The sequence below is a fragment of the Clostridium sp. FS41 genome (genome assembly GCF_000954015.1).
Classification (GTDB): Bacteria; Bacillota; Clostridia; order Lachnospirales; family Lachnospiraceae; genus Enterocloster; species Enterocloster citroniae.
The window spans coordinates 21,492-34,099 of the sequence record NZ_JYHN01000025.1; the positions used below are offsets into that span (position 1 = coordinate 21,492).

The window sequence follows — 12,608 nt, forward strand, 5'->3', positions numbered from 1 at the left end:
TCTCCTTACAATATTTTCAGATGATTTTTATATGTTTCCGGTGAAATGGTATTGTAGGATTCCATCGAATAAAAATAGTCCAGCGCGGCACGGCGGCAGGTTTCGATATGCGTTTTCATTAATATGGCGGCTTTTTCATAATTTTTGTCAATCAAAGTGTTGATGATATCCAGATGTTCTAAACGGGCATCATGGATCTGTACCCTGTTCTGTTTACTTGCAATGACCACTTTTGTGTTATCATCAAACAGTTTATGCATCATATCAATAATATATCGGTTTCCACAATACTCAATGATAAAAAGATGCATGGCCGTATCCAGACGGAAGGCATTTTGAATGTCAGGAAAATCCTGGGTAAAAGTATTGCGGAAATGCAACAGTTCCTCTGTCGGTAAATGAGGGGCTGCCATGCCGAGCGCTACCGGCTCGATCTCAATCCTTGCCTGAAAAATCTGCAGGACATCACTGAGCTGGATATCTGACACGAAAATCCCCTTTTTAGGCATGACCTTTACAAGCCCTTCCGATTCCAGTCGGTTGATGGCTTCACGGACAGGCGTACGGCTTAAACCAAGGTCCGTTGCCAGCTGGCTTTCATTTATGAAAGAACCGGGCTCATAAATACAGTTGATCAAACGCTCTTTTATTATCTGATAGGCATGATTTTTCAAATCACGATTTCCGGTTTTCGGCATAAGTAACCCCTTCTTTTCTCAAAATATGGTTTTAATATAAGAAACAAAAAGTATACAACATGATTATTATAAGCTGATTTTTACTATTATACAAGATTGAAAATCACCATAAAAAGAGGGGGGGATTTGTGAAAAGTATCTACATGGTCCTGGATCTATTTAGGTAGAAATGCATAAAAATATATTTAAAATCTAAGCAAATATGCTATTGAAATACTAAAAACCGTGTTGTATACTTTAAGCATGCAATAAGAATATATTATGCTTATAAAAAACGGGAGGAGATACAATGGTCAGAAAAAAAGAGGAAATTCCATATGAAAGCAAACCGGCTCCTTTCCATGGGTTAGGGGAGATAACAGTGCGTTCCCTGTTAAATGGAGAGGAGGATATGTATGGTAAAGGGAGGATTTTTGCACATACTACTGTGAACCAGGGGGCGGGAATTGGCTATCATATCCACGAAAATGAATCTGAAACATACTATATTTTAAGTGGAGTCGGTAAATTTAATGATAACGGCGTCATCCGGACCGTAACAGCGGGGAATGTTACTTTTACCGGAGCCGGAGAAGGACATGCAATAGAAAATGCGGGCGATGTTCCACTTGAGATGATAGCTTTGATTTTATACCAATAGCCGGGATGGAGAAAGGTCTGCATAAAAACAGGCGGCCAGCTATTGGGGAATGAATAAAAGATATAATAAAAGGATAAATAGGAAAGGAAGAGACATTATGAAAAAATTACAGTTAAAAAAAGTTATGGGAGTTACAATGTCACTTGTTTTAGCCATGTCATTGACAGCCTGTGGTACTTCTTCAGACAACAAGAATGATACAACTGGAGCTTCAGCTGCGGCACAGACAGAGGCAGCAGCGCAAACTATTGATTCAGGGGCAGCGGCCAGCGCAGAAACAGTTACCCTCCGCCTGGGCCATACACAGTCTACCGAGCATCTGATCAACACTTCTGCGGAGAACTTTGCCGCATTGGTGGAAGAACGGTCAGGAGGCGCAATCCATATTGACGTATATCCCAGCGAGACACTTGGAACTAATACAGAACTTGCAGAGGCCTGCTCAGAGGGAGATGTGGATTTATATATTTCTGCCACGGGCCAGTATACGTCACGTTATACACCATTTACGATTGTAGAAGCCTTTTACATGTTCAGGGATTTGGATCATATGATGAAATTTTACGACAGTGATTCCCATCAGACTTTGGTTGACGGTCTGGCAGAGGCATGTAACGTAAATATACTTGCAGATTTGTATTATGGGGCCCGCCAGATGACCACTTCGGGAAAGGCGCTGAAAACCGCCGATGACATGGCCGGATTAAAGATGCGCGCGGCCAATGAACCTCTTCCAATTGCTGCATTTACCCAGTTGGGTGCTTCTCCTACACCAATTGCGTATAACGAGACCTATTTGGCGCTTCAGCAGCACACTGTGGACGGACAGGAGAATCCTCCTGCTTCCATTTCTGCAATGAAGTTCTATGAGGTTCAGGATTATTTGAACTTGACCTACCACCAGTTTCAGATGCTGAGTATTTTCATGAGCGATACGGCTATGCAGAAGCTGACTCAGGAGCAGATTGATATTATGTACGACTGCGCCAAGGAAGTTGCCAAGGAGCATAATACCAAGGCGATCGAGCAGGAACAGGGCTATATTGAAGAGATTGGAAAATATAGTGAAATCGTAGAGCCTGATATTGAATCCTTCCGTGAAAAGATTGCGCCTATGTACGACCAGTTTAAAGATCAGTGGGTTGATGGTATGTATGAGGCGATTCAGGCAATGTAAGCTCTGCAGGAGAAAGCCGGCCCTGTCCGGCTTTCAATTTCACAAAAAAGGAGTGCGGTATGGTAAAGAAGTTAGAAAGCATAGTTTATCATGTTCAGAGGACGTTTTTTATAGCTGTGATGACATTCATGCTGTTAGTGCTGTCCCTGCATGTGATCATGCGCTTTGCGTTCAATAATCCAATCATCTGGACAGATGAGGTAATTACTATGATGCAGGGCACGCTGGCTTTTGCAGGGATTGGCTATTGTTTTCATAAGAAGCAGCATACGGAATTATCCCTGGTCTACGACAAGGTCCCGCGTCCCGTACAATGGCTGTTTGATCTGGCATCTAACGGCATCATGCTGTTTTGTACTTGTTACATGATTAAATATAGTTGGAAATTTACTCTTAAAAAGAATATTCAGATGAATACAATTCCATGGATGAAACAAAGCTGGATTTACTGTTTTATTACAGTGGGGTTTATACTGGCGGCCTGTTACATCCTGCTGCGTCTGATTGAGGTGTTCCGCTGTATCAACAAGGAATTGAGAGAAAGGGGATAATGGGGGATGGCACTATTATTTTTATGTTTTTTTGGATTTATGGTCATACGCATGCCCGTTGCCTACTGCATGCTGTGCAGCTCTATTATCTATTCCATGGTGTATGGGGAGAGCCTGAACATGATCGTTTCCCGAGCTGTACAGGGCTCCAGCGGCTTCACATTGCTGGCCTTGAGTTTCTTTATATTGGCAGGTAATATTATGAACCGGGGCGGGGTGACGGATCGGATTTTTAACTTCTGTAAGAAGACTATAGGATGGATTCCTGGAGGTCTGGGGCATGCCAATGTACTGGCGTCTGTGGTTTTTGCAGGAATGTCCGGTTCGGCGGTGGCTGATGCCGGAGGTCTGGGAGCCATCGAAATTAAAGCTATGAAGGATAATGGCTATGATGAGGAGTTTGCAGTAGCTATTACTGGAGCATCTTCCTGCATTGGGCCGATTATTCCTCCTACCATATCGGGGGTGGTCTACTGTGTGGCCAGTGGTGTATCTGTAGGAAAAATGTTTATTGCAGGTATTTTGCCAGGATGTTGTCTGGCGGTGGTGCAAATGATATATGTGTATATAGTGGCTAAGAAGCGGGAATATCCCCGTACACCCTTTGGTGGATTCCGGGATTTGAGCAGATCTTTCGTCACATCTTTCCCTGCATTGTTGACGCCAGTTATTATTTTGGGAGGGATCATAACAGGTATCTGTACTCCTACAGAGGCTTCGGTGGTAGCTGTGTTATACGCGCTTGTCCAAGGCTTTCTGACACGGGATCTGAAGTGGAAGGATATGCCTGGAATCATGGACGATACCCTTACCAGCGCCATGAGTGTACTCTTTATTGTGAGCTGTGCCAATGCATTTGGATACATTATTACTGCACAGCAAATCCCGGGCAAGCTGGCAGCGGTGTTCCTGAGCGTGGTTACAAATAAATTCATCGCCCTTCTGGTTATCAATATCTTTTTACTTTTGGTGGGAATGGTTATGGAGAGCCTGGCCGCTCTTGTAATCCTGGTGCCGATTCTGATGCCGGTGATCGCATCCTTTGGTATTGATCCGCTGCATTTTGGAATTGTCTGCATCCTGAATATTACAATAGGTATGCTGACTCCGCCCGTAGGTATGGTGTTGTTTGCTCTGTCAAATGTGAGCAGTCTTTCATTTGAAAGGATTACAAAGGCAATGCTTCCGCTGCTGGCAGTTAATTTTATTGCGCTGCTGATAGTGACCTATTGTCCTCCGCTTACCACATGGTTACCTAATTTAATTATGTAAATAGAATAAAATATTTATAAAAGGAAAGGAAGTTGTGATATGATACCGATTGAACTTGATCAGGAAATACGGGAGGGTGTTTTTAAAACACTTCCTCAGATTATGGATATTCAGAATGAGGAACTGCGAAACAAGACTGCGGATGCATGGACGTATGCGTTACAGATCAACGGCTTTAAACAAATTGAAGAAATGCCAGGCTCCGGTATGCCCGAGGCCAGTGCGCTGGGAGACCAGAGTATGCACATCCGCGCGGTTGGATACAATACGCTAAGTCTGTATGAAAATCTATCCAGGGCTTATGAAATGGATTTAGGACTGGACAAAGACATATTAATAGCCAGCGCACTCCTGCACGATGTAGGCAAGCCTTATGAGTATAGTCCTGAGAACAGAAAGCGCTGGGGAGAAAACCATAAGACAACAGGAGCCCCCAATGTGCGGCACCCGGCTTATGGAACTTACATCGCAATCACATGTGAATTGCCGGAAGAAGTGGTGCATGTGTGTGCGAACCATTCCCCTGAAGGTCGTTTTGTGACAAGAAGTGCGTATGCCACCCTTGTTCACTATGCGGATGACGGTTCCTGGTTTTCGCTGGCAAGCATGTTTGATTTGAATATTCCGAAGCTGTAGAAAAAAAGTGTTAAAGAGCCGCAATCTTCTATTATGAGAATGCGGCTTTTTGCATTGAGCTACGGCAAAAAGAAAAGGTTAAAATATTTTTCCCAGGTATCCCTTTTTCCATTGTGTAATAGATATAATCCCCCCTCTATATTTAATGGAAACTGATATAGCTTAATTCCGGCTGTTATAATGAAATGTATACAATAATTGATAGTAAATGTCATATTTAGCATATTCACTGACTCCGCCATTTGGGGATCAAGGGGAAATTATTATTGAAAACCTGAAACGCTAAAACCATCCTCTACCCTGCAGGTGATGTGGATGTAGCCCTGTTTGGAATATCCACGGATACCATGGAGGACTGCATTCTCTGCAATGGGCTGGAGGATTATTCTTATGATCGTTTCATACATGCACTCCGGCTGGCATTTAATGATGTAGAGGAATGAATGGCTGCACCGGGCACTATGTATTGTTTACAGAACATGCAAAGTACAGTGACGGATGGGAACAGATATTTTCCAAGGCGGAATTCCTTATACCGGAACAGCAGAGACAACTTCTGGATCAAAAAGCCCGGAGCCTGGTAGGGGGAACAGCAGGAGAGATATTTGGCATCCGGATATGGGAGGGACCTCTCTGGAACGGTATTTCATTTAATGGGCCGGAAGGAAATATCCTGATCACTGGACGCCTGGATGATCGGGTGATGAGAGAACTGATGGGGGGATTTGACTTGCTGGCCACGGATGACGGGGTGTATAATTGTTAGAAAGACTATAATGTGTTCTATCGGAAAAGGAGGAATTCAATGAATGTTGTTGTGACAGGCGGATGCGGCCACATTGGTACATATCTTATTCCAATGCTTGTCCGTGCCGGCTATGAGGTTATCAATATTACCCGTGGAATAAGCAGGCCGTATGTGGAGGATGAGGCATGGGATTATGTGACTCCTGTGATCATGGACAGGGAAAATGACAAAGGATTTGCTCATAAGATTGCAGGCATGGAGCCGGACATTGTGGTCGATCTGATCAATTTCCATATAGAAGATACAAAGGCAACGGCAGAAGCTCTAAAGGGTACAAAGCTTTCCCACTACCTGTTCTGCTCTTCCGTATGGGCCCATGGCAGGGCCGAAATACTGCCTGCTGATCCTGCTGATCTGCAGAAAGCACCATTGGATGATTACGGTTTTAATAAATTCCAAAGTGAGATTTACCTGAGGGAGCAGTATCACACAGCCGGTTTTCCTGCAACGATCATTATGCCGGGACAGATCTCCGGTCCGGGCTGGACCATCATGAATCCCTGGGCCAATAAAACACCGGTTGTGTTTGAAAAAATAGCTAAAGGGGAGGAGATCTTCCTTCCTAATTTCGGAATGGAGACCTTACATCATGTACATGGCGAGGATGTGGCGCAGATGTTCTTTAAAGCGATCACCCATCGGAATCAGGCGTTAGGGGAAACCTTCCATGCAGTGGGCAGCCAGTCCATCACACTGTACGGCTATGCAAAACTCATGTATGGATTTTTTGGAAAGGAGCCTAAGATCGGTTTTCTCCCATGGAAAGACTGGTGTGAGTATATAGGTGATGAAACGGAAACCAGCGACACTTATTTCCACATTGCCAGAAGCGGCTTTTACAGTATAGAAAATGCCAGGAACCTGTTGGGGTATGAACCCAGGTACACAAATGTAGAAACCATAAAGGCAGCGGTCCAAAGCTATGTGGACAGAGGTGTTATTAAGTTGAACTGATATAGGAAGAGGCTATCGCAGACAGTTGAATTTCAACTGCAGGCGGCAGCCTTTTTTGAATTTAATAATTTTTTGCAACATTTTTATCTCCTTAACTGTATTTATAACAGAACCGCCAAAAGGCAGTCTAATTGAATCAGGAAAGAAGGAAATAATTATGATGAAAGAAATAGCTGTATTAACACTTTGTGCCATGATGTTATGTGATCCGGCTGTGGGCAGCGGCTTGGATGCTGCCGGTGAGCCTGCCTTGGCAGGCAGTATGGCGGGGATGGTAAATCCCTTTACGGAATGCGGGAGCCTTAATGAGGCCGGCCGTAGAGCCGGTTTTGAGATCCAGGTCATGAAAATGCCGGAAGACTGGGGAAAACCAGTGATACGTGTGTCAGAGGAGAGAATGATCGAACTGATCTTTCGGGATGCAGCGCATGACAGAGAAATCAGGGTACGCAAGGCTGTGGGCAGCGGGGAAATGAAGCAGCTGGTTAAGAACGTCAGATAGTCAGGAGGCAGGGGACAGACATGATATGTGTATGTTTGGAACATGTGTTTGCACAGCGGATCCGGGAAATAGGAATCAGGATCTTACGGATGGCAGCAGTGGGAAGAGAGCGCTTTACCAGGGTAGCCGGAAGCAGGGAACGGGTCCGTGGGATACAGGATAAAAGATTTAATGGAAAGCTAAATGAACGGATCAATGAACGGTTCAATGAACGGATCAATGAACGGGCGGAGCGGATCATGAGGATTTACGGGAACAGTATTATACGCCTTACCTACTCATATCTTCATAATATGAGTGATGCGGAGGAGATCCTTCAGGATACACTGGTCCGATTTCTGAAAAATGCCCCGGAATTTGAAAATGAGGATCATGAAAAGGCGTGGCCGCTGCGTGTGGCGGCAAACCTTAGTAAGAACCGGATTGAATATAATAAGATACGATATACGGATGAACTGAGGGATACGCTGGCTGCGGAACAGCGGGAGGATCTGTCTTTTGTGTGGGAGGCAGTAAGGGAACTGCCTGTCCGGTACAGGGAAGTGATCCATCTGTTTTATTACGAGGGATACTCCACGGCTCAGATTGGAACAATCCTTAAAATGAAGGAGGCGACCGTGCGTTCCAGCCTGAGCCGGGGGCGGGGAAAACTGAGGGAAATCTTAAAGGAGGTGTATGATTTTGAGGAAACGGTATGAACAGATTATGGATAGAGCCAGTGTGACGGATGAGATGAGCCGGCGTATCCTGGGGAATATCCGGGACATGAACCTGGTACCGGCTCCTCCCAGGAAGGGATTGCCCTCTTATGTAAAAACACTGGCAGCAGCGGTCTGCCTTGTTGTGATATTGGCAGGTACGGCTCTTTATCCGGGAGGACTTCTCAGACAGGCTCCCATGGAACCTAAGGATCCTGCAGTCCAGGTGGTGCCGGATATCCAGGAATGCGCCTCCCTCCAGAGTCTTTCCGAGGCAGTGGGATTTGAGGTCATTGAGTTGTCCTCCCTTCCCTTTGATGTGACTGATAAGACTTATACCGCATTCTGGAAAGAAGTTGCCCAGATCGATTACAGTGGTGAAGGCCAAAGCGCTTTATACCGGATGTGGGCTGGTACAGAGGACCGATCAGGGGATTATAATCTTTTTGAAAATGAAACAGAGGCAGTACTTGATATAGGCAGGGCCACCCTGAAAGGGAATGAGGGAGGATACAGCTTTGCACTATGGACAGACGGAACATATTCCTATTCCCTTAAACTGTCTCTGGAGGTGCCGGAGGATAAAATCCTTGAAATGATATCCGTCAGGTGATATTCTAAAAGTAAAATTCCCGGTACCAGGCTGTCAGAGTATAAAGGAGTACCTGATGGAAGGCATAGGAAGAAAAGAGGTAACCATGAGCCGGAACCGCCGTATCAGATTTGAAAATACTATTATTAGTATCATTGCGCTGGCCTCCCTGGCGCTGCTGATCCTCAGCTTCCTTCCGTCCCTGCCCGTATCCGAGAAGGTGCAGGTTTCACTGGAAATGGGAAAGATGGTCCAGAGGGCATTTTCCATTGTGCTCCTGGCCGCGTCCCTTCAGCAGATGAAGCGCAAAAAGGGTGGAATGGTGTATTGCGGTCCTTATCTTATGCATGAATTTTGTCCGTTGTTTTTCTGGGTTTCACCATCCGTCCCACTTAGTTATCATGGCCGGGGATAGAGCCCCGGCCGTTGCATTTGTCTATTTTAGGGAGGATTTTCGGAATGGGGAAGGGATATCCCGAGCCAAGGGGATTCCTGGATTTGAGTTGGTTATTTTCTGGTTCAGCTGGGGAGGGTGGGGGTATTCTTGCCGCCTTTCTGTATGCGGTCAAACCCTGGATCCAGCCCCGCACAAGCAGAGGGCCGGATATTCAGCATTATGAACATAAACCATGCCGCCAAGGCCGGGGTTACGGTACGGGAATATAAGGTGATGGAGCAGAGGGATACAGAGATAGAAAAGGGATTTGACAGGATTACCCAGGAATGGCTTCAGCAGAAGAAGAGTGGACTGCTAAAATTCACACTGGGCTCAGTAGGGCTGGAACAACCTATGGATAAGCGTTATTTCTATGCATCGGCCGCCTTTATCGTGTTTGTTCCCTTCTTGGGAAAAAAGGGTATATGGCCGATGTCACAAGGCACGGGCAGGATGCGCCGGGAGGTGTGATGGAAACGATCATCCATAAAGCGTTTCAGGTGTTTAAGAAAGAGGGCGTGGAGTTTGGCAGCCTGGGCGTAGCGCCTTTGGCCGGTCTGGAGGAGAACAGCGCCAATCTGGTGGAACGGCTGCTGTGTTTTGTGTATGAACATCTGAATGAGTGTTATGGTTTCCGGGATCTATCCCGGGCAAAGGAAAAGTACAGTCCCACACAGTGGCTTCCCTCCTACTATGTATACCTTCCAATGATTCCTACACCAGAGATGTTCTATGCCGTGGTAAGGATACAGAATCCACAGGAAATCTGGGATTAGATCCACTTTTTGTAAAGGCCCGGTTCCACAAGCGGTAGGAAACCGCCAAAGGCAGCCAATGGAGGAAAAACAGTGAAAAAACACAGGAAAATAACGCAGGAGAATAGTATAGGGAAATCGTAAAGGGAGATAACAGAGAAAATTAACAGAGGGAATCTGGGCCTCCATCCCTTCCTTTTTATCCTGTTTTCGTATATAATGGGATAAAAAGGCAGCCCATTATAAAGCAAAAAAAGGGAGTGGGGAATATGAAGAGAGTGAAGCAGCTGACAATGATATGGATAGCCGGAGGACTGTTAACTCTGATGTGCAGCACTGCTATGGCTGCCTCAAGAACAGAGATCAACAGCGTATCTCTGGAGGTGGAATCAGAGATCGAGGCCGGGGACAGTTCCAGCAATGTGGATGTATATTCTGATTCCGGCAGGTACAGTGTCAGTGATGTGGAAGTGACCAACGAACCAAAGGATGAATGGGATGACAATGACAAGCCCAAACTGAAGGTTACGGTAGATGCGGAGGATGATTACTATTTCCCTTCCGGATTTTCCAAAAGCGATGTGGACCTGAGCGGTGCGGATGGCAGGGTTACTTCCGTGACAAGAAAAAGCAGCACATTGTTTGTCTATATCACACTGGATTCTCTGGAGGGAAGCAGTGACCGGGACCTGGATGTCTATGAACTGGAATGGGACGAGTCATCCGGCATAGCCAACTGGGAGGATGACGGTGATGCCAGAAAATACGAGGTGCGCCTGTACCGTAATGACAATTCCGTTACCTCTGTCATCACCACCTCGGATACCAGTTACGACTTTTCCAAGTATATCACCCGAAGCGGCGATTATATGTTTAAGGTGAGGGGCGTCTATAGCTCTTCAGACAAGGGCTCCTGGGAGGAATCAGATACCTGGTATGTCTCTTCTGAGGATGCGGATGAGATCAACGCAGGGCACAGCGGATATGGCTCATATGACAGCGAAGGCAATAACTACAGCGGTGCCTGGCTCAGGGATAATGTGGGCTGGTGGTACTGCAATGCGGATAAGAGCTATACTGTAAACAATTGGCAGCTTATTGACGGCCAGTGGTATTTTTTCAATGCTGCAGGCTATATGGTAACCGGCTGGATCCCCTGGAACGGAGTGTGGTATTACTGCGGGGATGACGGCGCAATGTATCATAATACCACGACACCGGATGGGTATTATGTAGGAAGTGACGGGGGCTGGGTGCAGTAATTTATCTAAATTTGTTCAATAAGAAACGGTGTAAGCTCAGATCTTTATACCGTTTCTTTTAATATATTTTCCATTATAATAAATGGCCACCTGTCAGGGTTAATCATATATAAGACAGGGGTACCCAAAGAAAGTGTGACTTTTGAGCATGATAAAGTTTGGTTGTGGACAGCACAAATGGCGGATCCTTTTCAAAGAGACAAGCATGTTATATCAAAACATTTTTGGCCTTTTATCAGTCTAAAACACTTAAAAAAGAAATGATTTTTAATGCTTTGATGCCCAAATAGCGCCTGAATTTCTTATGATGATATAAAACCATGGGGCAGATATAAGGAAATATCATGCAATGGCGAAAGCGCGTGTTGAGGGTTTCTGACATTGCTATAACGCATAGAGCAGGATTATATTAGTAAAATTCATATGCGAAAGCTATGATGTATATGTTAAAAGGGCCTATAGATATAAATTTATAGGTAGTGTCAAATGATTTATGAAAACCCGAAGCCGGTAGAACCGGCAACATTAGAACCTTGAAAATTGCAGATATGTAAGAAACTGGAAATTCCCGCCACCCTTGACGGCACACCAAAACAATGCTCTGAACGTCTTACCAACGGCGAAGAACTCAAGAACAGATAAAAATCCCACCGTTGTTGTCACAGCATTGTAGCATTGTTTTGGCGTGCCATCAAGGGCAGGTCCCTTCGGGATGGCTGTATGTCGCCCCTCCGGTTCGGAATCTAAGAACAGATTTAGCCGGGCGGGCGCTGTTCCTGCAGCTGGAGGATGGTCTGCTGGCCGAGCAGGATCAGGAGCTGCCATTTTCCAGGCATGTTGTCTGCGCCTTCCAGCATATCGACTTTATTGAGTATCTGATAATGGTTGTGCTTATGCGGGCGCAGGAAGTTGTAGTAGGCGACCCAGAGTGCTGCGTTATAGTTTGCACCATTATAATTATCGTAACCGCAGCTGACCCGGTAAGTGGATTTAAAGGTTCGGTTGAGGCGTTCGATCATCTGCTTGTAAGGGCGGAACTCCCTGGAGACAGCATCATCGTTTGTAAGCCCGATCACCTGGGTGATGTCAAACCGGAAGCTTTCCCCCAGTTCCTTTGCAAACTGCAGGGCAGCCAGAGGATAGGCGCTGTACCCATCGGCAATGAACCGGAACTTTTCCGGGAGTTTCTGCATGCCCCGGAACGCCATGCGCATGGCAAGGATGCACGGTCCGACCGAGCGGTTGTCGGAAACCTGGTAGCCGAGGATAGAGCGGGAGGCAGCGTCCATGATGAACCAGATGTAGCCTTTGACACCGCGGACTTTGATATAGGTCTCATCGGCGGTGAAGACGGATGATTTGGGATATTCATAGTGGTCAGAGAAGGGCTTGATAACCATAGCCGCCGTCCTGGCATAGTTGGCAACCTGCTGGTGGGAAATCCGGATGCTATAGAGATCGTTTAAGGCCTGTGCGGTCTTTCTCAGTGAAAGCTGGAGATTCACATGCATGGTAAGGCATAGGGACATGATGTGTGCATTGTGCCTGGAAAACTTCAGTGAGGAGGTGTTCTTTGGCAGGGAGTCCAAGTCCATGCGGAAGAAATCCACGGTGAACTCCCGGTAGA

Annotated in this window: 17 protein-coding genes; 15 read left to right on the forward strand and 2 right to left on the reverse strand. The window is 45.9% G+C overall.

Features of this window, described 5'->3' with window-relative positions; genetic code table 11:
- Positions 1-5 precede the first annotated feature (5 nt).
- Positions 6-698 carry a GntR family transcriptional regulator gene (locus CLFS41_RS03250; RefSeq protein ID WP_045091439.1) on the reverse strand — a complete coding sequence of 231 codons (693 nt, stop codon included), beginning with the start codon at positions 696-698 and terminating at the stop codon, positions 6-8.
- 289 nt (positions 699-987) lie between these two features.
- Here CLFS41_RS03250 and CLFS41_RS03255 point away from each other — a divergent pair, with 289 nt between their 5' ends.
- The 15 genes from CLFS41_RS03255 to CLFS41_RS03315 all read left to right on the forward strand — a co-directional run bounded on the left by CLFS41_RS03255 (position 988) and on the right by CLFS41_RS03315 (position 10,981).
- On the forward strand, positions 988-1,338 hold the full coding sequence (locus CLFS41_RS03255; protein WP_045091440.1) for a cupin domain-containing protein: 351 nt from the start codon (positions 988-990) through the stop codon (positions 1,336-1,338).
- A gap of 97 nt (positions 1,339-1,435) precedes the next feature.
- Positions 1,436-2,515: a sialic acid TRAP transporter substrate-binding protein SiaP gene (locus CLFS41_RS03260; RefSeq protein ID WP_045091441.1), complete on the forward strand. Its 1,080-nt coding sequence runs from the start codon at positions 1,436-1,438 to the stop codon at positions 2,513-2,515.
- Positions 2,516-2,574: 59 nt separating this feature from the next.
- Positions 2,575-3,066: a TRAP transporter small permease gene (locus CLFS41_RS03265; protein ID WP_007869107.1), complete on the forward strand. Its 492-nt coding sequence runs from the start codon at positions 2,575-2,577 to the stop codon at positions 3,064-3,066.
- Positions 3,067-3,072: 6 nt separating this feature from the next.
- Complete coding sequence (locus CLFS41_RS03270) at positions 3,073-4,338, forward strand: TRAP transporter large permease (protein ID WP_045091442.1); 1,266 nt, start codon at positions 3,073-3,075, stop codon at positions 4,336-4,338.
- 39 nt (positions 4,339-4,377) lie between these two features.
- Positions 4,378-4,974, forward strand: a complete 597-nt coding sequence (locus tag CLFS41_RS03275) for an HDIG domain-containing metalloprotein (protein WP_007869101.1) — start codon at positions 4,378-4,380, stop codon at positions 4,972-4,974.
- 311 nt (positions 4,975-5,285) lie between these two features.
- A complete protein-coding gene (locus CLFS41_RS30960) occupies positions 5,286-5,417 on the forward strand; it encodes a hypothetical protein (RefSeq protein ID WP_264470510.1) in 132 nt (43 codons plus the stop codon).
- Positions 5,414-5,740, forward strand: a complete 327-nt coding sequence (locus tag CLFS41_RS03280) for a hypothetical protein (RefSeq protein ID WP_045091443.1) — start codon at positions 5,414-5,416, stop codon at positions 5,738-5,740. Before CLFS41_RS30960 ends, CLFS41_RS03280 begins: the two co-directional genes overlap by 4 nt.
- Positions 5,741-5,779: 39 nt before the next feature.
- Complete coding sequence (locus CLFS41_RS03285) at positions 5,780-6,736, forward strand: NAD-dependent epimerase/dehydratase family protein (protein ID WP_045091444.1); 957 nt, start codon at positions 5,780-5,782, stop codon at positions 6,734-6,736.
- Between the two features lie 157 nt (positions 6,737-6,893).
- Positions 6,894-7,238 (forward strand): hypothetical protein, encoded by a 345-nt coding sequence (locus CLFS41_RS03290; RefSeq protein WP_048930985.1) that lies wholly within the window; start codon positions 6,894-6,896, stop codon positions 7,236-7,238.
- A 20-nt stretch (positions 7,239-7,258) separates the two neighbouring features.
- Positions 7,259-7,936, forward strand: a complete 678-nt coding sequence (locus CLFS41_RS03295; RefSeq protein WP_242856764.1) for a sigma-70 family RNA polymerase sigma factor — start codon at positions 7,259-7,261, stop codon at positions 7,934-7,936.
- The gene (locus CLFS41_RS28865) at positions 7,920-8,549 is read left to right on the forward strand and encodes a hypothetical protein (protein WP_048930984.1); all 630 of its coding nucleotides are present in this window, start codon (positions 7,920-7,922) and stop codon (positions 8,547-8,549) included. The genes CLFS41_RS03295 and CLFS41_RS28865 overlap by 17 nt, the downstream gene beginning before the upstream one ends.
- A gap of 55 nt (positions 8,550-8,604) precedes the next feature.
- On the forward strand, positions 8,605-8,943 hold the full coding sequence (locus CLFS41_RS03305; protein ID WP_045091445.1) for a hypothetical protein: 339 nt from the start codon (positions 8,605-8,607) through the stop codon (positions 8,941-8,943).
- 201 nt (positions 8,944-9,144) lie between these two features.
- Positions 9,145-9,435: a DUF2156 domain-containing protein gene (locus tag CLFS41_RS30645; RefSeq protein WP_242856765.1), complete on the forward strand. Its 291-nt coding sequence runs from the start codon at positions 9,145-9,147 to the stop codon at positions 9,433-9,435.
- Positions 9,435-9,740, forward strand: coding sequence for a phosphatidylglycerol lysyltransferase domain-containing protein (locus CLFS41_RS30650; RefSeq protein WP_007869090.1), 306 nt, complete (start codon positions 9,435-9,437; stop codon positions 9,738-9,740). The genes CLFS41_RS30645 and CLFS41_RS30650 overlap by 1 nt, the downstream gene beginning before the upstream one ends.
- A gap of 248 nt (positions 9,741-9,988) precedes the next feature.
- Entirely contained in the window at positions 9,989-10,981 is a 993-nt protein-coding gene (locus tag CLFS41_RS03315; protein WP_007869089.1) for a hypothetical protein, read from the forward strand.
- Positions 10,982-11,736: 755 nt separating this feature from the next.
- On the opposite strand, the gene CLFS41_RS31105 is transcribed toward CLFS41_RS03315, so the two are convergent.
- Positions 11,737-12,591, reverse strand: coding sequence for a DDE-type integrase/transposase/recombinase (locus CLFS41_RS31105; RefSeq protein ID WP_330412692.1), 855 nt, complete (start codon positions 12,589-12,591; stop codon positions 11,737-11,739).
- Positions 12,592-12,608: the final 17 nt, after the last annotated feature.

Excerpts from the sequence above, each read along its gene's own strand:
- CLFS41_RS03250 (WP_045091439.1), bottom strand. The coding sequence starts at position 698 with ATGCCGAAAACCGGAAATCGTGATTTGAAAAATCATGCCTATCAGATA.
- CLFS41_RS03255 (WP_045091440.1), top strand. The coding sequence starts at position 988 with ATGGTCAGAAAAAAAGAGGAAATTCCATATGAAAGCAAACCGGCTCCT.
- CLFS41_RS03260 (WP_045091441.1), top strand. The coding sequence starts at position 1,436 with ATGAAAAAATTACAGTTAAAAAAAGTTATGGGAGTTACAATGTCACTT.
- CLFS41_RS03265 (WP_007869107.1), top strand. The coding sequence starts at position 2,575 with ATGGTAAAGAAGTTAGAAAGCATAGTTTATCATGTTCAGAGGACGTTT.
- CLFS41_RS03270 (WP_045091442.1), top strand. The coding sequence starts at position 3,073 with ATGGCACTATTATTTTTATGTTTTTTTGGATTTATGGTCATACGCATG.
- CLFS41_RS03275 (WP_007869101.1), top strand. The coding sequence starts at position 4,378 with ATGATACCGATTGAACTTGATCAGGAAATACGGGAGGGTGTTTTTAAA.
- CLFS41_RS03280 (WP_045091443.1), top strand. The coding sequence starts at position 5,414 with ATGAATGGCTGCACCGGGCACTATGTATTGTTTACAGAACATGCAAAG.
- CLFS41_RS03285 (WP_045091444.1), top strand. The coding sequence starts at position 5,780 with ATGAATGTTGTTGTGACAGGCGGATGCGGCCACATTGGTACATATCTT.
- CLFS41_RS03290 (WP_048930985.1), top strand. The coding sequence starts at position 6,894 with ATGATGAAAGAAATAGCTGTATTAACACTTTGTGCCATGATGTTATGT.
- CLFS41_RS03295 (WP_242856764.1), top strand. The coding sequence starts at position 7,259 with ATGATATGTGTATGTTTGGAACATGTGTTTGCACAGCGGATCCGGGAA.
- CLFS41_RS03305 (WP_045091445.1), top strand. The coding sequence starts at position 8,605 with ATGGAAGGCATAGGAAGAAAAGAGGTAACCATGAGCCGGAACCGCCGT.
- CLFS41_RS30645 (WP_242856765.1), top strand. The coding sequence starts at position 9,145 with ATGAACATAAACCATGCCGCCAAGGCCGGGGTTACGGTACGGGAATAT.
- CLFS41_RS30650 (WP_007869090.1), top strand. The coding sequence starts at position 9,435 with ATGGAAACGATCATCCATAAAGCGTTTCAGGTGTTTAAGAAAGAGGGC.
- CLFS41_RS03315 (WP_007869089.1), top strand. The coding sequence starts at position 9,989 with ATGAAGAGAGTGAAGCAGCTGACAATGATATGGATAGCCGGAGGACTG.